Consider the following 21,366-nt stretch of genomic DNA (forward strand, 5'->3'; position numbering starts at 1 on the left):
TAGGGGGGAATTTAGAATGGCTTGGGTTGTGAAAAAACAGTCAACACAAGAGGAGCTTGCGAATCGATTCCGAGCTTTAGTAGAAGCAAATGAAATTTTGCAAATTCCAGGTGCTCATGATGCAATGGCAGCTCTTGTTGCGAAAAATACAGGTTTTTCAGCTCTTTATTTATCAGGAGCTGCTTATACTGCAAGTAAAGGTTTACCAGATTTAGGTATCGTGACGTCTACTGAAGTGGCTGAGAGAGCAAGAGATTTAGTAAGAGCTACAGACTTACCTGTTCTTGTTGACATTGATACAGGATTTGGTGGTGTACTAAATGTGGCGAGAACAGCTGTAGAAATGGTGGAAGCGAAAGTAGCAGCTGTCCAAATTGAAGATCAGCAATTACCAAAAAAATGTGGACATTTAAATGGTAAGAAACTTGTTACTACAGAAGAATTGGTTCAAAAAATTAAAGCGATTAAAGAAGTTGCACCGAGCTTATACATTGTAGCACGTACTGATGCTCGTGGCGTTGAAGGATTAGATGAAGCAATTGAAAGAGCAAATGCATATGTAAAAGCAGGTGCAGACGCAATTTTCCCTGAAGCGCTTCAATCAGAGGAAGAATTCCGTCTATTTAATAGTAAGGTAAATGCACCTTTGCTTGCGAATATGACTGAATTCGGAAAAACTCCATATTATAGTGCAGAGGAATTTGCGAATATGGGTTTCCAAATGGTTATTTATCCTGTAACTTCACTTCGCGTTGCAGCGAAAGCGTATGAAAATGTGTTTGCTTTAATTAAAGAAACAGGTTCTCAAAAAGATGCACTTTCTAATATGCAAACGAGAAGTGAATTATACGAAACAATTTCATATCATGACTTTGAAGAGTTAGATACTGGTATTGCAAAAACAGTATTATCAGAAGATCAATAGATAAAGCAGCGAAGGCGATGAAAATACATCTTTGGCAAAATAAAATGCTTGATGTGAAAAATCATCGCCTTCTATTTTCAAAAAAGATATTCCACTCATCGTAGACGAGCATAAGCAAAAAGCTATGAAAGCCGAATGATAGGGGGATACATATGGAGAAAACGAAGTTACCATGGGATGAATTCTTTTCACTTAATAAAGATATAAATCATACTTACTTTACACCAGAAGATTTTTCAGGTGATGAAGATTTAATCGCAAAAACGACAGAACAATTCGTTAAACAAGAAATTGTTCCACAAATGGAGAATATTGAACAACATAACTATAAAGTTTCTCGTCAATTATTTGAGAAAGCTGGGGAACTTGGATTATTAGGCATTGAGGTACCAGAAGATTATGGCGGGTTCGAGTTAGGAAAGGCTGTCTCAGGTCTTGTAGCAGAGAAAATGGGTTACGCTGGTGCGTTTAGCGTTTCTTTTAATATACACGCTGGTGTCGGTACATTGCCTTACATATATTATGGAACGAAAGAGCAAAAAGAAAAATATTTACCGAAAATCGCATCGGGAGAATGGATTGGGGCTTATGCTTTAACAGAGCCAAATGCTGGTTCGGATGCATTAAGTGCAAAAACAAGCGCCGTATTGAATGAAGAGGGAACAGCTTGGAAGTTAAATGGTGAGAAGCAATGGATTACAAATGCTCATATGGCAGATGTATACGTTGTTTTTGCGAAGACAAATAAAGGAATGACAGCGTTTATTGTCGAAAGAACATGTGAAGGTGTATCTATTGGATTAGAAGAAAAGAAAATGGGGATTAAAGGTTCTTCAACAGCGACTCTTATTTTAGAAGATGTTGTCATCCCTGCTGAAAATGTTTTAGGGGAAGTTGGGAAAGGGCATCACGTAGCCCTTAATATTCTTAACTTTGCTAGACTTAAACTTGCTTTTGGAAATATTGGAACAGCAAAACAAGCAATTGGTTTGTCGGTTCAATATGGAAAAGAGCGAAAACAGTTCCAAACGGAATTAGTAGACTTTACGATGATTCAAGAGAAAATTGCAAATATGATCATTGCTACATATGGAGCCGAAAGTGCAGCTTATCGTACGGCAGGTGTAATCGATGAAGCAATTCATGAGAGCGATGAAGATCTTATGAAGAAAATGTCCCAATTTGCAATTGAATGTGCACTGAATAAAGTAAATGCTTCTGAAACACTTGCTTATATCGTAGATGAAGCTGTACAAATTCATGGTGGTTACGGTTATATGCAAGAGTATGAGGTAGAACGATTATATCGTGATGCTAGAATTAGTCGTATTTTTGAAGGAACGAACGAAATTAATAGATTAACAGTTGCCAAAATGTTAATGAAGCAAATCGAACAATTAGAAGATACTGAAGTAGAAAGTGATGTAGCAAATGTAGAAAGAAACCATCGTTACATTTTATTAGCGAAAAAATTGTTGAAACAATCTTTGAAAACGCTCTCTAAAACTCCAGGCCTAAAAATTGACCAAGAACAAGAATATTCACGTGTAATTTCAAATATGTTGACGGACGTGTACGTCATGGAATCAGCGTTTTTACGTACGAGAAAAGCGGTAAGTAAAAATGGTGAGGAAAAAGAGCGTACGAAGCAATTAATAACGGATGTTATTTGTGAAGAAGGATACCGTAAAGTAGAAGAAGCGGCGATTTCTGTACTTTCAGCGGCTGTCACAGAAGAACAAGATAGACATGTGATTTTAGCTGAAATCCGTCAATTATTAGTGCCTTTATACACGAACGTATTTACGAAGAAGAGAGAAATTGCGAAAGCTATTATAAATCGCGGGAAATATATTGTGTAAATAGGAGGAAAGCGATATGAAAAAGATTGGTTTTATCGGTTTAGGTAACATGGGCCTTCCAATGTCAAAAAATCTAGTTAAATCAGGTTACACAGTATATGGCGTGGACTTAAATAAAGAGGCGGAAGCGTCCTTTGAAAAAGAAGGCGGAATTATCGGTCTATCAATCTCAAAACTAGCAGAAACATGTGATGTAGTTTTTACAAGTTTACCTTCACCTCGCGCTGTTGAAGCGGTATATTTTGGAGCAGAAGGATTATTTGAAAATGGTCACTCGAATGTAGTTTTCATTGATACAAGTACGGTATCGCCGCAGTTAAACAAACAGTTAGAGGAAGCTGCAAAGGAAAAGAAAGTAGACTTTTTAGCAGCACCTGTGAGCGGTGGTGTAATAGGAGCCGAAAACCGTACATTAACGTTTATGGTTGGTGGATCAAAAGACGTATATGAGAAAACGGAATCTATCATGGGCGTACTAGGCGCGAACATTTTCCACGTTAGTGAGCAGATTGATAGTGGTACAACTGTTAAGTTAATTAATAACTTATTAATTGGTTTTTATACAGCTGGTGTGAGTGAAGCTTTAACATTAGCGAAAAAGAATAATATGGATTTAGATAAAATGTTTGATATTTTAAATGTAAGTTACGGTCAAAGTAGAATTTATGAACGTAATTATAAAAGTTTTATAGCACCTGAAAACTACGAGCCAGGATTTACTGTGAACTTATTGAAGAAAGATTTAGGATTTGCAGTTGACTTAGCTAAGGAAAGCGAACTCCATTTACCGGTAAGCGAAATGTTATTAAACGTATATGACGAAGCGAGTCAAGCTGGATATGGTGAAAACGATATGGCTGCTTTATATAAGAAAGTTAGCGAGCAATTAATTTCTAATCAAAAATAAATTATACAAAGGAGAGAATACAATGATTACAACTGAAATTAAACGAGTAAAAAATCACATTAACGGTGAGTGGGTTGAATCGACAGGTACGGAAGTAGAAGCAGTTCCAAATCCAGCGACTGGAAAAATTATCGCTTACGTTCCACTATCTCCAAAAGAAGATGTTGAAAAAGCTGTTGAAGCGGCAAAAGCAGCATTCGAAACATGGTCTAAAGTACCAGTTCCAAATCGTTCAAGAAATTTATATAAATATTTACAGCTATTACAAGAAAACAAAGATGAGCTTGCAAAAATCATTACGCTAGAAAATGGTAAGACGCTAACGGATGCAACAGGTGAAGTACAGCGTGGTATTGAAGCGGTAGAACTTGCAACATCTACGCCAAATTTAATGATGGGTCAAGCACTTCCGAATATCGCTAGCGGAATTGATGGATCGATTTGGCGCTACCCAATCGGAGTTGTTGCTGGTATTACACCGTTTAACTTCCCGATGATGATTCCGTTATGGATGTTCCCACTTGCAATTGCTTGCGGTAATACATTCGTATTAAAAACATCTGAAAGAACGCCACTTTTAGCGGAGCGACTTGTAGAATTATTCTATGAAGCAGGTTTCCCAAAAGGCGTATTAAATTTAGTGCAAGGCGGAAAAGATGTTGTAAATAGCATTTTAGAAAATAAAGATATTCAGGCTGTTTCGTTCGTTGGCTCTGAGCCGGTAGCTCGTTACGTATATGAAACAGGTACGAAACACGGAAAACGTGTACAAGCATTAGCAGGTGCGAAAAACCATGCGATTGTAATGCCAGATTGCAATCTTGAGAAAACAGTACAAGGTGTAATTGGATCTGCATTTGCAAGTAGTGGAGAGCGCTGCATGGCATGCTCAGTAGTAGCAGTAGTGGATGAAATTGCTGATGAATTTATTGATGTATTAGTAGCAGAAACGAAAAAATTAAAAGTAGGCGATGGCTTTAACGAAGATAACTATGTTGGACCATTAATCCGTGAATCTCATAAAGAGCGCGTTTTAGGCTATATTAATAGCGGTGTAGCAGATGGGGCAACTTTATTAGTAGATGGCCGTAAAATTAATGAAGAAGTTGGAGAAGGTTACTTTGTAGGTGCGACAATCTTTGATGGCGTGAATCAAGAAATGAAAATTTGGCAAGATGAAATTTTTGCTCCAGTATTAAGTATTGTACGTGTTAAAGATTTAGAAGAAGGTATTAAACTAACAAATCAATCTAAATTTGCAAATGGTGCGGTTATTTATACGTCAAATGGTAAACATGCACAAACATTCCGTGATAATATCGATGCTGGTATGATTGGTGTAAACGTAAACGTTCCAGCACCAATGGCATTCTTCGCATTTGCAGGAAATAAAGCTTCATTCTTTGGTGATTTAGGTACAAATGGTACAGATGGCGTTCAATTCTATACACGTAAAAAAGTTGTAACTGAGCGCTGGTTTTAATATAGAGTAAACAACCAAATCAGTTATTAGATGAAAACCACCACTATTAATAGTGGTGGTTTTCGTCTTGTTAATTATTTTTTTCAAAAGCTAGTTTAATACCAAATCCAATTAGGACGACTCCTGTTAGCCCTTGAATATAACGTTGCGTCTTCGGTTTTTTCATAAAAGCACTAATTTTATCAATTAAAAATATATAAAATGCAAACCAAATGACTGTTAAAACGAGGTAAGTAAGGCCCATTACAAGAAGTTGAATAAATGTATTATGATTTGGATTTAAAAATTGTGGTAAAAAAGTTAAAAAGAAGACTGCTACTTTAGGATTTAATAAATTTGTAAGAAATCCTTGGCGAAAGCAAGAAGTATGTTCGTTTTCATTATTCAAAGATAGATCATTTGTATCTAAGTTTTCTTTGTTTCTTACTGCTAAAAGGGCTTTAATACCGATATATATTAAATAGAGAGCCCCAACGTACTTGAAAATAGAAAATAAAAGAGCTGACTTTACAATAAGTGCAGAAAGACCAATTACAGCAGCTAAAGTATGAATTAATAGTGCAATACATGTACCAAACACTGTTTTCACTCCACCGACTTTACCAGCAACCAATGTATTTTTCGTAGCCATTGCTGTATCTGGACCAGGTAAAATGATAAGGCAAATAGACATAATGATGAAAAGAAGATAATTTTCTATCATAGCCGCCCCTCCTTTTTATTTTTAGAATATTTGATTAAAATCAGTGTAGCACAAAAATGGATTTAATAAAATTAAATTTTATTAAAAATAATTAAATAAAAAAGGCTATATAGTAGCTGTAATTACACTACTATATAGCCTCGATTTTATACCGCTATTTGCGGGTAGTAAGATTTTCACCACACAAGATTTAGCTGAAGCAAAGAAGTTAGGTGGGGGATGAAAAAAATATCCCCTCATGACAATTTCATTTTATGCATTAAGTAAGTTAAAGAAACGATTCACATCTTCTTCTGAAACGTCACTTAACTGTTTATATTTATAATTCGGATTTTGATCTTTATCAACGACAACGGAGCGTACTCCTTCGAAGAAATCTTCATGTCTCATGAAGTTTTTAGCAAGTATAAGGTCCGTAGCGAAACATTCTTCAACGGATTTATCTTGTCCATCAATAAACTGTTTTAATGTTACTTTTAGTGAAATAGGGGATTTTGATAACAGTGTTTCTTTCGTTTTTAGAGCAAAGGAACTTTCATCTTTCTCCAATGAATGGATGATTTCTTCAATTGTATCGAAAGCAAAATGTGAATTGATTACTTCTAATGAAGGAGCGAGCTCGCTTTCTAAGTTTGGAGCAGTTGCAAATGTACGAATAACTTCTTTTAAATTAGTATGTACATCATCTTCTTTATGCCAATTTACACTTTCAAGTTCAGTAAGAAACTCTGGTAATGAATCAGATGTCATAAAGTAATCTGCAGCATTAATAAATAATACGTCAGAAGCTTTTAAAATAGATGCTGTTAAAGCAACGAATCGTCCTGTATATCCAGGCGCTTTATTTAAGAAATATGCAGCTCCGACGTCTGGGAAGAAGCCGATATTCATCTCTGGCATTGCCCATTTCGTACGCTCAGTTACAATGCGATACTTCGCACCATTTGTAAGACCGACACCACCGCCCATTACAATTCCATCTAAACAAGCAATAATCGGTTTTGTATATTGATAAATATATGTATCAATTTCATACTCTTCTTCAAAAAAACGTTCTGCATGTTGCAATGCCACTTCATTGGAACGCGCTTCATAAAGAGTTTTAATGTCGCCACCTGCACAAAAACCTTTTGTGCCAGCTCCTTTTAACACGATAAGTGCAATACGCTCATCGTGTTCCCACTCTTTAAGTTTTTGTCCGATAGGTTGTAACATGTCATAAGATAAAGAATTAAGTGCTTTTGGACGGTTTAAAGTAATTGTCGCAACGCCGTTTTCACTAACAGAAAATAAAACTTGTTCAGTCATAATGCATCCTCCCTTACATATCTTCTTATTCTTAATTCTTGATATGTACTGAAATGTCCTTTATAAATTTTGTCAAAAGTTGACGGTAAATATTAATTTGGTCACTGCATATTTTGACGAGTTATCTTTGCAGGATTTCAGAGACTGAGGGGGAATATTACAACATTACTGTAAGTGTAATTATTTGAAGTTATAATGATAAAAGCGCTATTATATAGGTGTGAAATGTTCATTATCAATTCTAAAAGTGTGTTTGAAGAAAAAATAAATCGTACAATTGTAATAAAAAATTTTACATTGAATTAGAAATAGAGAAAGGAGAAATCGGAATGCCAGGACCTTTACTATTGTCGGTTATTATTTTGTCTTTTTTAATGATAGGAATAACGCAGTATTTTCATCATACAGATACGACAGAAGAAGTGAAGGATAAAGTACGTCTCGTATTTCCGATTTTTATAATATCTATTTCATTCTGTATTTTATTAAATAAAGATGGCTACATTGTCGCAGTGTTCTCATTTTTCGTCGCAATCGTCTTAATTACCGTTTTATATTATGTAATGAAAGACTTTATACAAAAATAAAGATGTCACAATAGGCATTTTTATTTTGGGGGAAATGTAAAATTTCACATACCGTATTTTATATAAAATACATAAAGCATATAACAATAGAAAAGTGTGTACTTTGCTGTGTATGTACTTGTCAATCTTGCATAGCCACTATACTATTAAAATGTAGAGATTATAAAAAGGGGTTGTATCTATCATGAAATTTGAGATGCACACAAAAATTATTTCAAATGAAAAAGAAGTAAGATTACATATTGAAGAAAATATATTTCAATTAATATTGGATGGTTACCACTTATTTACAATTAAAGAAATATTGCCTTTATATAAATCAAATGAAGAAAGAATTGGAAGTGCAACGATATTGAAACTAGAGTGGGAGAACGGAAAAACTACAATAAACTATCAACTCGTTTCACTAAAATCAGTAAATTAAAAGGAGTAGAAAAATATGAAGTTATTTCATACAGCGGATTGGCATTTAGGAAAGCTTGTTCATGGCGTGTATATGACTGAAGACCAAAAGATTGTATTAGATCAGTTTGTACAGGCTGTTGAAGAAGAAAAACCAGATGCTGTAATTATTGCAGGGGATTTATATGACCGAGCAATTCCACCTACAGAAGCAGTAGACTTATTAAATGATGTGCTGCAAAAAATAGTTATTGATTTACAAACACCAGTTATTGCAGTAGCTGGTAATCATGATAGTCCGGATCGTATCCATTTTGGAAGTAGTTTAATGAAAAAACAAGGATTACATATTGCAGGTCAATTTCAATTCCCGTACGAACCTGTTGTACTAAATGATGAATATGGAGAGGTTCACTTCCATCTAATACCGTATGCAGACCCAAGCATGGTTAGACACGTGTTGAAAAATGAAGACGTACGTTCTCATGATGATGCGATGCGCATTTTTATGAATGAGCTCTCTGAAACGATGGATAAAGAAGCTAGACATGTATTTGTTGGACATGCATTTGTAACTTCTTCAGGAGAAGCGGAGGAGAATACAAGTGATGCAGAACGACCACTTTCAATTGGTGGTGCTGAATATGTAAATAGTCATTATTTTGATAAGTTTCATTACACAGCGCTTGGACATTTACATCAAGCGCATTTCGTACGTAATGAGACCATTAGATATTCAGGTTCACCACTTGCCTATTCAATTTCTGAAGAGAAACATAAAAAAGGTTATTACATTGTAGAACTGAATGAAACTGGTGAAGTAGCAATTGAAAAAAGGTTACTTTCACCACGTCGTAAAATGCGAACAGTAGAAGCGAAAATAGATGAATTATTACAGCACCCAGTAAGTGAAGATTACGTATTTGTAAAATTATTAGACGAAAACCCTGTCTTACAGCCAATGGAGAAAATACGATCTGTATATCCAAATGCAATGCACGTTGAAAGAGCGATGCAAAGGCGAGAACTCACAGATACAAATGAAGTAACGGTTTCAAGACATAAAACGGATGATTTATCTCTTTTAAAGGCTTTCTATAAAGAAATGAAAGGGTTAGATTTATCAGAAGAGAAAGAACGCCTATTTATAGATGTATTACAAACAGTGCAAGAACGGGAAGGTGAACGAGGATGAGACCGATTCAGCTTATTATGACAGCATTCGGGCCATATAAACAGAAAGAAGTAATCGATTTTGAAGATCTTGGAGAACATCGTATTTTCGCTATTTCTGGGAATACGGGAGCTGGAAAAACAACGATTTTTGATGCGATTTGTTATGTGTTATATGGTGAGGCTAGTGGAGAAGAACGTAGTGATACGAGCATGCTTCGAAGTCAATTTGCTGATGATAATGTTTATACAAGTGTTGAATTAACCTTTCAGTTAAAAGGGAAACGCTATGAAATAAAACGACAACTTGGACATAAAAAACAAGGGAATAAGACCATTACAGGACATGCAGTAGAATTATATGAAGTTATTGATGGAGAAAACGTTCCAGCCGTCGATCGTTTTCATGTAACAGACGTAAACAAAAAAGTGGAAGATTTAATTGGGTTAAGTAAACATCAATTTAGCCAAATTGTTATGTTACCCCAAGGGGAATTCCGAAAACTATTAACATCTGAGACGGAAAACAAAGAAGAGATTTTACGTCGTATTTTTAAAACGGATCGTTATAAATTAATGCGTGAGTTACTTGATCAAAAGAGAAAACAATGGAAAGATGTCTTGCAAGAAAAACAAAAAGAGAGAGAGCTCTATTTCCGTAATGTTTTTAAATTACCAATCCGTGATGGAGCATTATTAGAGACATTAGTGGCACAAGAACATGTAAATACGCATCAAGTAGTAGAAGCGTTAGAACAAGAAACAACCGTGTATAAGGCAGAGGTTGAGCAATTACAAGTAGAACAAGATGTTCAAACGAAGCAATTAAAGGATGCAGAAACACGTTTTCATGCAGCAAAATCTGTAAATGAGAAATTTATAGATTTACAACAAAAGAATGAGAAATATAACACTTTACAAGAGAACCGTGCAGCAATTGAAAGGAAAGAAAAATCCTTTAAACGTGCGGAACAAGCAAAGCGCTTATTACCATTTGAACAATGGTATGAAGAAGCGATGGAAAATGAGCAGAAAGCTGAAAGTTTGTTAAAACAGATAAGCGTCAAACAAGAACAGATAATGAATAGCTTTGAACTTGCTCAGGAGAAGTATGAAGTAGTAAAGAATAAAGAAGCTGAGCGAGAAGAGGCTAAAAAACTTGTTCAAAGATTAGAAGAGTTACAAGCGATTATTGAATCATTAGCTGAGAGAAAGCTGAATTTACAAAATACCGAAATCCAAATAGGGAAATTAAAAGAAAGTATGCAAAAGTTAGATCAACAACTAGAAGAGCATACAAACAAAAAACAGAGAATGTCTGATGAATTGCAGCAATTAGAACAAGCACTTGAGCAATATGTAGCTAAAGTAGAAGAACTAACGAATATGCGAGAAGATGCAAAAGTTTTAAAGCAAGCATATGATGTTTGGCAAGAAAAACAAAAATTCGAGCAAGAAAAAGAAGCGGCAAATAATAAAATGCAAGTGGCAGTTCGTGCATATGAAAACATGGAGCGCCGCTGGTTAAGTGAACAAGCTGGTATATTAGCTCTTCATTTACATGACGGTGAATCTTGTCCGGTATGTGGTAGTACGAATCATCCGCAAAAAGCTACAGAACAAAGTAATGCGATCGATGAAAAAGAGTTAAACGATTTAAGAGATAAGAAGAACATTGCTGAAAAATTACATGTGCAAGTAGAGGAGAAATGGAATTTCTATCGACTACAATATGAACAAGTGATAGAAGAAGTTGTGAAGCGCGGCTACAACTCGGAAAAATTAGCTGAAACATATAGTGCACTTGTTCAAAAAGGAAAACAATTAGCTGCAGACGTTAATACGTTAAAAGCAAGTGAAGAAACACGTAAGCAGATTGCTGCGAACATGAAAAGCGTAGAAGAAAAAATAGAAGAACTTCAGAAACAAAAACGAGAAGTGGAAACAATGCAGCACCGTACAGAAATGGAGTGTATGCAACTTCGTACGTCATATGAACATGATAAACGAAATATTCCAGAAAACTTACAAACAGTACAAGCCTGGAAAGCACAGTTTGACCAAGCTATGCAGGAACTTAGGTTAATGGAGGACGAATGGAAGAAAGTGCAGGAAGCGTATCAGCATTGGCAAAATGAAAATATACGTATTCAAGCAGAACAAAAAGGTGCTTCTAATCAATTTGAAAGTGCAAAATTAAAGAAAGAAGAGACTTTCGCACGCTTTATGAAAGAGCTAGAACAAAGCGGGTTTACAGACGAATTCACGTATAAAGAAGCCAAATTAAGCGATCACGAGATGGAAATGTTACAAAAAGAAATTCAAGGTTATTATTCATCGCTTGAAGTGCTTGCAAAACAAATTGAAGAGTTACAAGCTGAATTAAAAGATAAAGAGTATATGGATATTACAGCGTTAGGTGAACACATAACAGAATTACAAATTAATCTCGATATCATTAAAGAAAAACGTCAACGTGCGCAAAATGCGGTAACATATATTTCTGATTTACATGAAAACATTAGACGTATTGATGAGCAAATTCATGAGGAAGAAAAAGCCTTCCAAGAACTTGTTGACTTATATGAAGTAATGAAAGGTGATAACGAGAGCCGTATATCATTTGAACGTTACATCTTAATTGAGTATTTAGAACAAATTGTTCAAATTGCAAACGAACGATTACGTAAATTATCAAACGGACAATTTTATTTAAAACGAAGTGAACGAGTTGAAAAGAGAAATCGTCAAAGTGGATTAGGCTTAGATGTGTACGATGCATACACTGGCCAAACGCGCGATGTAAAAACATTATCCGGCGGAGAGAAATTTAATGCATCACTTTGCTTAGCGCTAGGAATGGCAGATGTCATTCAAGCATATGAAGGTGGTATTTCCATCGAAACGATGTTCATCGATGAAGGGTTCGGTTCATTAGATGAAGAATCATTAACGAAAGCAGTAGACGCCTTAATTGACTTACAAAAATCAGGTCGATTTATCGGTGTCATTTCACACGTACAAGAGCTGAAAAACGCAATGCCAGCTGTATTAGAAGTAACGAAGCAGAAGGATGGGTGTAGTCAGACTAGGTTTGTGGTGAAGTAAGCTTAGAGAATGGAGTAGGGAATCTACCGATACTTTTAGTGTCATATGTATGAATCATAAAACGTCGTCTCTTCATATTAGAGGCGACGTTTTATTTTATAAAATATCTATGAATTATCTGTAGAAGGCGGCGTATTCTCCAAACGATTATAAGCTTTAAAAGCTGAAATTGCCGATATAACCCCGCCTACTAAAAATAAAGTCGATCCTCCAACTAAGATGATACGACTGACATATGTTTCCCGTGCTTCTTCGACTTCTTCTTGTAACGCTGTAGGCATATGAATCCTCCTTTATAAAAGTTGTTTTATAAATAGTATATACAAACGCCTAAAATGTGTTAAAATAACTGATGATTTTACGCAGTGAGTAATTAGATGAGTAGGATGCGAGTGGCTAAGTAAATCTTCATCACAAATTTATGTGAACTTCACATAGAGCACATATTAACATTGTATTATGTATATGTACCAAATAAATAAATAAAGTGAATGTAAGTTCTGTTTTCAAAAATTTAAAATCCTTTTATTTCTATATGAAAGTTTTAATCAAGGGTTTTAAAAAATTTGGAAATAGATCTTATGAATATGGAATTCATATAAAAGGGGAATGTCTTATGACAACATATACGAGTGAAATGAGAAAAACTTTAGTTTCAGAAGAAGATGTAGATATTTTAAAAATTATGGCGCATCCAATCAGACTGCAAATTGTAAATGAATTAAGTACGAGAAAAACTTGTAATGTAACACAATTAACAGAGTTACTGAATATTCCGCAATCTACTGTTTCACAACATTTATCAAAAATGAAGGGTAAAGTGTTACGAGCAGAGAGAAGAGGTTTAGAAATTTATTATCATATTAACAATTTAAAAGCGAGTAAGATTGTTAATGTTTTAGGGTATATAAACTAGTGAAATATTTTTATATAAAATAGCCCCTGCTGTTGAGCAGAGGCTATTTTGTGTTGTTTTATGTATTTGTATTTAAAACTTTATAGTTTTTATGATTTACAATTGTTCGATCAAATTCAAAAGTACCACCGCTTACATTTGTAATTTCAACTAAGACCGATTCAGTATAAAGTTTTAATACAGATCCTGTAATCTTTAAATTATTTCGTTGAAAAAGTATAGTATCCCCTACGTTTGCTTTCATAGTACCTCCTTATTAAAGACAGAAATATTTTTTTATTATATATATTAAACCACGGATAGATATATTAGTGAATATTTAGTTTTATTTATTGGGAAAAAATTTGTTCTCTAATAGAAGAGTATAAAGTACTCTTATGTTAAAAGTTATATTTTATTTAAGTTTATCCCGCTATTTGCTGGGCAGTAAGACCCCCACCTCAAAATTCAGTGGAAGCAAAGAAGTTAGGTGGGGGCCCTGCTGCCCATAAAAGCCCGATTGGTGAGGGTTGATTAAAGTTTCACTTTATTATAAGTAAATTGTTTTCAGCATTAGCGAAACAATATTTCTATGTAAATACTGCAGAGAAGCAAATTATTCAAAAAACAGACACTATGTAGCCCAAAACGTAAAGTAGATAAGTAAAGTTTTTTTCAGGAGTATAAGAAAAATATACGTTTATTAATAAGATCTCTAATTGGTAGAATTCCAATTAAAAACATAGAAAAACTTTAATATAAAAAGGTAATCAATTACAAATGGAGAAGTAATATATACGAAAGGAGAGATTTATATGAATAAAGGGAAAAAACAAGTTAGTCAACTTAGTTTTCTGGTGAATTTTATGAACGACAAGGGGAGTCTTGTGAAAATTTAATAGTATTATAGTATCCCCTTGTGAAAAAATGGTTGGGGGAATATATAAATGATAACAGAAATGAATATTAAAGTAGTTTGTGAAGAATCGTTTTCAAAAAGAGAAATAAAAATTTTAGAGACGTTTCTTTCAACTTTATCGGGGCATTCTAATGCTCTCGTTACAAAAGAGGGGATGTTTTTAAACCCATTAAGTAAAGAGAAGAGTGTGATTTATTATCACAACTTTGTATTTGTAAAATCACTTACAGAAGAAATGTGTGCAGAATTAAAAGAAGTTTTAACAAGACGTATTAAAAATGCTTTCATTATGATGGAATTTGTAGAGCCAATTGTTACATTTGAAGAAACAATTATAAACGTATAAAAAAAGTCAGGCTTATGAATTGAGCTAATAAAACCGTCTCTTTAATAAATAGTAAAGAGACGGTTTTATTGTTTCACTTTTTAAAAAAGAGTTCAAAAATAAATGTAAATCGATCTTATACAAAAACTACTTATTAAATAAGTGTTACGTATTTAATAAGTAGTTTTTGTATTTCATCCTTCGTTTTTTGTAACTGATTCTACGTTTTTGACGCTCTGTCTTGTAAGTGCTTACAAAAACGAAAACATCTTATACAATGAAGGTGTCAAATCAAAAGAGGTGACCAAAATGAACATAAAAAAAGTAAATTTAGCGAATAGCATTGAAATAGAAAGAGGAGGCGGAAAGGTATGAAAAAATCAACTGTTAATCCATGGTTTGTTGTCCTTGGCACAGTTATAGTACAAATGGGGCTTGGGACGATATATACATGGAGTTTATTCAATCAGCCCTTAGTTAGTAAATACGGTTGGAGTCTTAACGCTGTTGCGATAACTTTCTCAATTACTAGTCTTTCTTTAGCATTTTCAACTTTATTTGCGAGTAAATTGCAAGAAAAATGGGGACTTCGTAAACTTATTATGATAGCTGGATTAGCATTAGGACTAGGATTAATACTTAGCTCACAAGCGTCCTCATTAATATTACTTTATGTACTAGCGGGAGTTGTTGTAGGTTATGCAGATGGTACAGCATATATCACTTCACTATCAAATTTAATAAAGTGGTTTCCAGAGCGTAAAGGTTTAATTGCTGGTATTTCTATCTCTGCATATGGTTCAGGTAGCTTAATCTTTAAATACGTTAACGCACAGTTGATTGAATCAGTTGGTGTATCGCAAGCATTTATATACTGGGGTTTAATTGTTACAGCTATGATTGTAATTGGTGCTTGTTTAATCCATCAAGCTGCAGATCAAGGAGCAGTTCATGAAACAAAAACTAAGGAATACACAACGAAAGAAATGTTAGGCACAAAACAAGTATACTTATTATTTATCATGTTATTTACATCATGTATGAGTGGCTTATACTTAATTGGTATGGTAAAAGACATTGGTGTTCAACTTGTAGGACTTAGCGCAGCAACAGCAGCTAATGCGGTGGCTATGGTTGCAATCTTCAATACATTAGGTCGTATCATTTTAGGACCGTTATCGGATAAAATTGGGCGTTTAAAAATCGTTACTGGTACTTTTGTTGTTATGGCGAGTTCAGTCTTAGTTCTAAGTTTTGTAGATTTAAATTATGGTATTTACTTCGTATGTGTAGCAAGTGTAGCGTTTTGCTTTGGTGGAAATATCACTATTTTCCCAGCTATTGTTGGTGATTTCTTCGGTATGAAAAACCATAGTAAGAACTACGGAATTGTGTATCAAGGATTTGGATTTGGGGCGCTTGCAGGTTCCTTTATCGGTGCACTTCTAGGTGGATTCAAACCAACGTTCATGGTGATCGGTGTATTATGTGTCGTGTCATTCATTATCGCAATTTTAATTCAAGCACCTAAACAGAAAAAAGAACAAGAAGAAGAGTATCGCAGCGTAGCATAAGTATACAAATCTTCTATAACACTATGATTACGAAAAAGCATCCTATTCTATTAATTAGGATGCTTTTTTATGAGTTATTTTAACAAGGTTAAATTACTTTTGTGATTTTTATAGATGTAAAAATGAGTGGAATACCCATTTGGAATATAATAAATTGATACATCATATTCGAAATATATATTAAATCTTAAATGATAAAGAAGACATTCATTAGTATTTGTAAGATATATTTTCAGAAAAATATTGAGAAAATATATACTTGAGTTTTTCATAAAGCATTGTAAATGAACGTATCTCTAGTTTATCTTCTTCAATTTTAAAAAGAGGAGTTTGAATTTTATTTATAATATAAGTACATTTAATGCGTTTAGGTATGATTTTATTAAGAAGCATTAAAATACTTTATCTGAAAAATAAAAAAAGATTGACAAGTTTATTGAGAAACATTATCATTTAGGTGTAAGATAGTAAATGAAAAACATTATCAATAAAATGGATTTTAAAGTAATGCGCACTTGACCAATTAGTTTAGTAAGTGTATTATTTTTTACAACATCAATGATAATGAAAATCAATATCATTTATGTTACTTAATGAAATTAATGTTTATGTGAAAGGATAGAGAAAATGAACTTAGGGGAATTTGATGGGCAAACAGTTTTAGTAACAGGTGCAGCACAAGGCATAGGCAGTGTTGTTGCCAAAATGTTTTTAGAAAGAGGAGCCACAGTTATTGCGGTTGATCAAAATGAAGAGGGGTTAAATGTACTCTTAAATCAAAATGAATTAAATAAAACACGTATGAAAACGTTTCGTTTAGATGTGAGTAATAGCGCTGCTGTTGAAGACATGGTAAATCATATTGCAAATGAAATAGCGCCAATAGATATTTTAATAAATGTTGCAGGGGTTTTACGTATGGGACCAATTCATTCGTTAAGTGATGAAGATTGGAATAAAACATTCTCTGTAAATACTACAGGGGTTTTCAATATGTCCCGAGCGGTAAGTAAAAATATGATGTTAAGAAAATCAGGGGCAATTGTTACAGTCGGTTCAAATGCGGCAAATACGCCGAGAATGGAGATGGCTGCGTATGCTGCGTCAAAGGCTGCAACGACGATGTTTATGAAATGTTTAGGACTAGAGCTTGCGGCATACAATATACGCTGCAACTTAGTTTCTCCAGGTTCTACTGAAACTGAGATGCAAAGATTACTATGGGCTGATGAGAATGGAGCTAAAAATATAATTGCTGGTTCTCAAAATACATATAGACTCGGAATTCCATTACAAAAAATTGCACAACCTTCAGAAGTTGCTGAAGCCGTGTTATTTTTAGCCTCAGATAGAGCAAGTCATATTACAATGCACAATTTATGTGTCGATGGCGGTGCTACGTTAGGAGTTTAATCAAAATTCAGGAGGTTATTATATTATGAATGAACATATAGCTGTAAAGGAATTGTCAGAAAAACTTTTAGAAGATTATAAGACTGAATCTTCATTCTTTTTTGCTTCACCAACTCGAACGATATTAGCAGAAGGAGAGTTTACTACAGTAAAGCATCGTGAAATTGAAAATTTCCCAGAGCTTGTGCAAGCGACATTAAGTAATGCGAAACAAGCTGGAAATCCAAATCCTATCGTTGTGGGTGCTTTGCCATTCGATCGTAGAAAAGAAGTCCAACTTATCGTACCAGAATATAGTAGGATTTCTGAGCGTTTACAATTGGATACAACAAATCAGCTTGAAACAAATGAGAACGTAACATTTGAAATGACGCCAATGCCAGACCCTGAAGTTTATATGAATGGTGTGAAGCAAGGAATTAAAAAAATACAGGACGGTGATTTAAAGAAAATCGTTCTATCTAGATCGTTAGATGTTAAATCTTCGGAAAAGATTGATAAGCAAAAACTTCTGCGAGAATTAGCAGAGCATAATAAGCATGGTTATACATTTGCTGTGAATTTACCGAAAGATGAAAAAGAGAACAGTAAGACGCTAATTGGAGCAAGTCCTGAATTACTTGTTTCACGTAATGGTATGCAAGTTATTTCTAACCCGTTAGCTGGTTCAAGGCCACGTAGTGAGGACCCAGTAGAAGATAAAAGAAGAGCAGAGGAATTACTTTCTTCTCCAAAAGATTTACATGAACATGCGGTAGTAGTGGAAGCGGTTGCCGCTGCACTTCGTCCGTATTGTCATACATTACATGTTCCAGAAAAGCCATCAGTTATTCATAGTGAAGCGATGTGGCATTTGTCTACAGAAGTGAAAGGTGAACTGAAGGATCCAAATACTTCTTCTTTACAATTAGCAATTGCCCTTCATCCTACGCCAGCAGTTTGCGGAACTCCGATGGAAAAAGCAAGAGAGGCTATACAGCATATTGAGCCATTTGACCGCGAGTTCTTTACAGGAATGCTAGGATGGAGCGATTTAAATGGAGATGGAGAATGGATTGTTACAATTCGTTGTGCTGAAGTACAAGAAAATACACTGCGTTTATATGCAGGAGCTGGAGTTGTTGCTGAGTCAAAACCAGAAGATGAGTTAGCAGAAACATCAGCTAAGTTCCAAACAATGCTAAAAGCTTTAGGGTTAAGAGATAGTTCACTTAATGAAAAATAGGGGGAAGAAAGAATGCTAGTAGGTTATACAGAATGGCCCAAAGAATTTGCCGATCGTTACCGAGAAGAAGGATGTTGGCTTGGTGAAACATTTGGAGGAGTGTTAAGAGAGCGGGCTGAGAAATATGGAGATCAAATCGCGGTTGTAAGTGGTAAGAAGCATATAACATATAGTGAACTTAATAAAAAGGTAGATCGTTTAGCAGCAGGTTTACTGAATTTAGGAATAAAGAAAGAGGACAGAGTTGTAATCCAGTTACCTAACATTATCGAGTTTTTCGAAATATGTTTTGCACTATTTCGAATTGGAGCGCTTCCTGTCTTTGCACTGCCGTCACATCGAAGCAGTGAAATTAGTTATTTTTGTGATTTTGGCGAGGCGAGCGCTTACGTTATTTCAGATAAGGCTCTCGGTTTTGATTATCGAAAACTAGCAAGAGAAGTGAAAGAGAAAGTGCCAAATTTACAACATGTAATTGTAGTGGGAGAAGAAGAAGAGTTTGTGAACATAAATGATCTGTATATGGATCCCGTCTCATTACCAGAAGTTCAGCCAAGTGATGTTGCGTTTCTCCAATTATCAGGAGGCACAACAGGTCTTTCTAAATTAATTCCTAGAACACATGATGACTATATTTATAGTTTACGTGTTAGCGCTAAAATTTGTAATTTGAATGCAGAAAGCGTCTATATGGCAGTTCTTCCAGTAGCACACAATTACCCAATGAGTTCTCCAGGGACATTTGGAACTTTCTATGCGGGTGGAAAAGTGGTATTGGCAACTGGTGGTAGTCCAGATGAGGCATTTGCTCTTATCGAAAAAGAAAAAGTTACAATTACAGCGCTCGTTCCGCCATTAGCAATGATTTGGCTTGATGCTGCATCTTCTCGTAATACCGATTTATCGAGCCTAGAGGTTATTCAAGTAGGTGGTGCTAAGTTTAGTGCTGAGGTAGCAAGACGTATACGCCCTACATTTGGATGTACGTTACAGCAAGTATTCGGTATGGCGGAAGGATTAGTGAACTATACAAGATTAGACGATCCGGAAGAAATTATTATTCATACACAAGGTAGACCAATGTCTGCACTCGATGAAGTACGAGTTGTTGATGAAAATGACAACGATGTACAACCGGGCGAAGTAGGTAGTTTATTAACACGAGGTCCATATACAATTCGTGGTTACTATAAAGCCGAAGAGCATAATGCACGATCATTTACAAAGGATGGATTTTATCGCACAGGTGATCTTGTAAAAGTAAATGAACAAGGATACATCATTGTAGAAGGAAGAGATAAAGATCAAATTAACCGTGGTGGTGAGAAAGTTGCTGCAGAAGAAGTTGAAAATCATCTATTAGCACACGATGCGGTCCATGACGTAGCAATTGTATCTATGCCTGACGATTATTTAGGTGAACGCACCTGTGCTTTTGTTATAGCTCGCGGACAAGTTCCGGCAGTAAGTGAATTAAAAATGTTTTTAAGAGAACGTGGTATAGCGGCTTATAAAATTCCAGATCGAATTGAATTTATTGAATCATTTCCGCAAACAGGAGTCGGAAAAGTCAGCAAAAAAGAACTACGTAAAGTCATTGCTGAAAAACTTATTACAGTAAAACAATAATAAAAACCGGAAGGAAGTGATTAGATGGCTATTCCATCTATTTCAGTATATAAAATGCCAATTGAATCAGAACTACCGAAAAATAAAGTGAATTGGACACCAGATCCGAAACGTGCAGTACTTTTAATTCATGACATGCAAGAATATTTTCTTGATGCATATAGCGATAAAGAATCACCAAAAGTAGAACTTGTTTCAAATATTAAAATGATAAGAGAAAAATGTAAGGAACTTGGTATACCAGTTGTTTATACAGCACAACCTGGTGGGCAAACGTTAGAACAACGAGGTTTATTACAAGACTTTTGGGGTGACGGTATACCTGCTGGACCAGATAAAAAGAAAATTGTTGATGAACTTACTCCTGATGAAGATGATATATTCCTAACAAAATGGAGATATAGTGCATTTAAAAAGACAAATCTATTAGAAATTTTAAATGAACAAGGAAGAGATCAACTCATTATTTGCGGTATTTATGCGCATATTGGCTGTCTTTTAACAGCTTGTGAAGCATTTATGGATGGTATAGAGCCGTTCTTTGTAGCAGATGCAGTTGCTGATTTTTCACTAGAGCATCATAAACAAGCATTGGAGTATGCATCTAATAGATGTGCAGTAACGACATCAACAAACCTACTGTTAAAAGATTTACAAAGTGTAAAAGGTGATGAGGGTGAAGGAATCACTATACAGGAAGTGCATGAACTAGTTGCACAACTACTTCGTGAGCCAGTAGAGAGTATTGATATTGATGAGGACTTATTAAATAGAGGGCTTGATTCGGTCAGAATTATGAGTTTAGTAGAGAAGTGGCGTCGTGAAGGGAAAGAAATCACTTTTGCAGATTTAGCAGAACGTCCAACTGTTGCAGGTTGGTACAGTTTACTATCTTCACAAACAGCACAGGTGCTGTAACAAATAGACT

19 protein-coding genes are annotated in these 21,366 nt (G+C 34.9%); 15 read left to right on the forward strand and 4 right to left on the reverse strand.

Going from position 1 to position 21,366, the window contains the following annotated elements:
* Window positions 1-16: 16 nt before the first annotated feature.
* The 4 genes from prpB to V7S45_RS11295 all read left to right on the forward strand — a co-directional run bounded on the left by prpB (window position 17) and on the right by V7S45_RS11295 (window position 5,177).
* A complete protein-coding gene (gene prpB / locus V7S45_RS11280) occupies window positions 17-925 on the forward strand; it encodes a methylisocitrate lyase (RefSeq protein WP_000312639.1) in 909 nt (302 codons plus the stop codon).
* Between the two features lie 152 nt (window positions 926-1,077).
* Window positions 1,078-2,787: an acyl-CoA dehydrogenase family protein gene (locus tag V7S45_RS11285; protein WP_000415995.1), complete on the forward strand. Its 1,710-nt coding sequence runs from the start codon at window positions 1,078-1,080 to the stop codon at window positions 2,785-2,787.
* A 16-nt stretch (window positions 2,788-2,803) separates the two neighbouring features.
* The gene (locus V7S45_RS11290) at window positions 2,804-3,694 is read left to right on the forward strand and encodes an NAD(P)-dependent oxidoreductase (RefSeq protein WP_000719409.1); all 891 of its coding nucleotides are present in this window, start codon (window positions 2,804-2,806) and stop codon (window positions 3,692-3,694) included.
* A 22-nt stretch (window positions 3,695-3,716) separates the two neighbouring features.
* Window positions 3,717-5,177, forward strand: coding sequence for a CoA-acylating methylmalonate-semialdehyde dehydrogenase (locus V7S45_RS11295; protein WP_000633344.1), 1,461 nt, complete (start codon window positions 3,717-3,719; stop codon window positions 5,175-5,177).
* A gap of 70 nt (window positions 5,178-5,247) precedes the next feature.
* Here V7S45_RS11295 and V7S45_RS11300 read toward each other — a convergent pair whose 3' ends face one another.
* Complete coding sequence (locus tag V7S45_RS11300) at window positions 5,248-5,880, reverse strand: LysE family translocator (RefSeq protein WP_000572360.1); 633 nt, start codon at window positions 5,878-5,880, stop codon at window positions 5,248-5,250.
* Between the two features lie 252 nt (window positions 5,881-6,132).
* The gene (locus tag V7S45_RS11305) at window positions 6,133-7,188 is read right to left on the reverse strand and encodes an enoyl-CoA hydratase/isomerase family protein (RefSeq protein ID WP_000139777.1); all 1,056 of its coding nucleotides are present in this window, start codon (window positions 7,186-7,188) and stop codon (window positions 6,133-6,135) included.
* A 329-nt stretch (window positions 7,189-7,517) separates the two neighbouring features.
* On the opposite strand from V7S45_RS11305, the gene V7S45_RS11310 reads away from it, so the two are divergent.
* The 4 genes from V7S45_RS11310 (at window position 7,518) to V7S45_RS11325 (ending at window position 12,458) form a co-directional block, all read left to right on the forward strand.
* Entirely contained in the window at window positions 7,518-7,775 is a 258-nt protein-coding gene (locus tag V7S45_RS11310) for a hypothetical protein (RefSeq protein WP_001119404.1), read from the forward strand.
* Between the two features lie 184 nt (window positions 7,776-7,959).
* Window positions 7,960-8,199, forward strand: a complete 240-nt coding sequence (locus tag V7S45_RS11315) for a DUF2584 family protein (protein WP_000667342.1) — start codon at window positions 7,960-7,962, stop codon at window positions 8,197-8,199.
* 15 nt (window positions 8,200-8,214) lie between these two features.
* Complete coding sequence (locus V7S45_RS11320; protein WP_025709708.1) at window positions 8,215-9,372, forward strand: exonuclease SbcCD subunit D; 1,158 nt, start codon at window positions 8,215-8,217, stop codon at window positions 9,370-9,372.
* Window positions 9,369-12,458 (forward strand): SMC family ATPase, encoded by a 3,090-nt coding sequence (locus tag V7S45_RS11325; protein WP_001247465.1) that lies wholly within the window; start codon window positions 9,369-9,371, stop codon window positions 12,456-12,458. The genes V7S45_RS11320 and V7S45_RS11325 overlap by 4 nt, the downstream gene beginning before the upstream one ends.
* Before the next feature lie 107 nt (window positions 12,459-12,565).
* Here V7S45_RS11325 and V7S45_RS11330 read toward each other — a convergent pair whose 3' ends face one another.
* Window positions 12,566-12,739 (reverse strand): hypothetical protein, encoded by a 174-nt coding sequence (locus tag V7S45_RS11330; protein ID WP_001141668.1) that lies wholly within the window; start codon window positions 12,737-12,739, stop codon window positions 12,566-12,568.
* A 335-nt stretch (window positions 12,740-13,074) separates the two neighbouring features.
* Here V7S45_RS11330 and V7S45_RS11335 point away from each other — a divergent pair, with 335 nt between their 5' ends.
* On the forward strand, window positions 13,075-13,374 hold the full coding sequence (locus tag V7S45_RS11335) for a metalloregulator ArsR/SmtB family transcription factor (protein ID WP_000214801.1): 300 nt from the start codon (window positions 13,075-13,077) through the stop codon (window positions 13,372-13,374).
* A 58-nt stretch (window positions 13,375-13,432) separates the two neighbouring features.
* Here V7S45_RS11335 and V7S45_RS11340 read toward each other — a convergent pair whose 3' ends face one another.
* A complete protein-coding gene (locus V7S45_RS11340) occupies window positions 13,433-13,618 on the reverse strand; it encodes a YkvS family protein (protein WP_000646793.1) in 186 nt (61 codons plus the stop codon).
* 682 nt (window positions 13,619-14,300) lie between these two features.
* Here V7S45_RS11340 and V7S45_RS11345 point away from each other — a divergent pair.
* The 6 genes from V7S45_RS11345 (at window position 14,301) to V7S45_RS11370 (ending at window position 21,356) form a co-directional block, all read left to right on the forward strand.
* On the forward strand, window positions 14,301-14,618 hold the full coding sequence (locus tag V7S45_RS11345; RefSeq protein ID WP_000627302.1) for a hypothetical protein: 318 nt from the start codon (window positions 14,301-14,303) through the stop codon (window positions 14,616-14,618).
* 350 nt (window positions 14,619-14,968) lie between these two features.
* Window positions 14,969-16,171: an OFA family MFS transporter gene (locus tag V7S45_RS11350; RefSeq protein WP_342761810.1), complete on the forward strand. Its 1,203-nt coding sequence runs from the start codon at window positions 14,969-14,971 to the stop codon at window positions 16,169-16,171.
* Window positions 16,172-16,798: 627 nt separating this feature from the next.
* Window positions 16,799-17,584: a 2,3-dihydro-2,3-dihydroxybenzoate dehydrogenase gene (gene dhbA / locus V7S45_RS11355; RefSeq protein WP_001048437.1), complete on the forward strand. Its 786-nt coding sequence runs from the start codon at window positions 16,799-16,801 to the stop codon at window positions 17,582-17,584.
* Window positions 17,585-17,609: 25 nt separating this feature from the next.
* Window positions 17,610-18,809, forward strand: a complete 1,200-nt coding sequence (gene dhbC / locus V7S45_RS11360; protein WP_001002068.1) for an isochorismate synthase DhbC — start codon at window positions 17,610-17,612, stop codon at window positions 18,807-18,809.
* Window positions 18,810-18,821: 12 nt separating this feature from the next.
* Window positions 18,822-20,438, forward strand: coding sequence for a (2,3-dihydroxybenzoyl)adenylate synthase (locus V7S45_RS11365; protein WP_000960125.1), 1,617 nt, complete (start codon window positions 18,822-18,824; stop codon window positions 20,436-20,438).
* A 24-nt stretch (window positions 20,439-20,462) separates the two neighbouring features.
* Window positions 20,463-21,356 (forward strand): isochorismatase family protein, encoded by an 894-nt coding sequence (locus V7S45_RS11370; RefSeq protein WP_001007283.1) that lies wholly within the window; start codon window positions 20,463-20,465, stop codon window positions 21,354-21,356.
* Window positions 21,357-21,366 lie beyond the last annotated feature (10 nt).

This window comes from Bacillus sp. BR3(2024), from assembly GCF_039134555.1.
GTDB lineage: Bacteria > Bacillota > Bacilli > Bacillales > Bacillaceae_G > Bacillus_A > Bacillus_A cereus.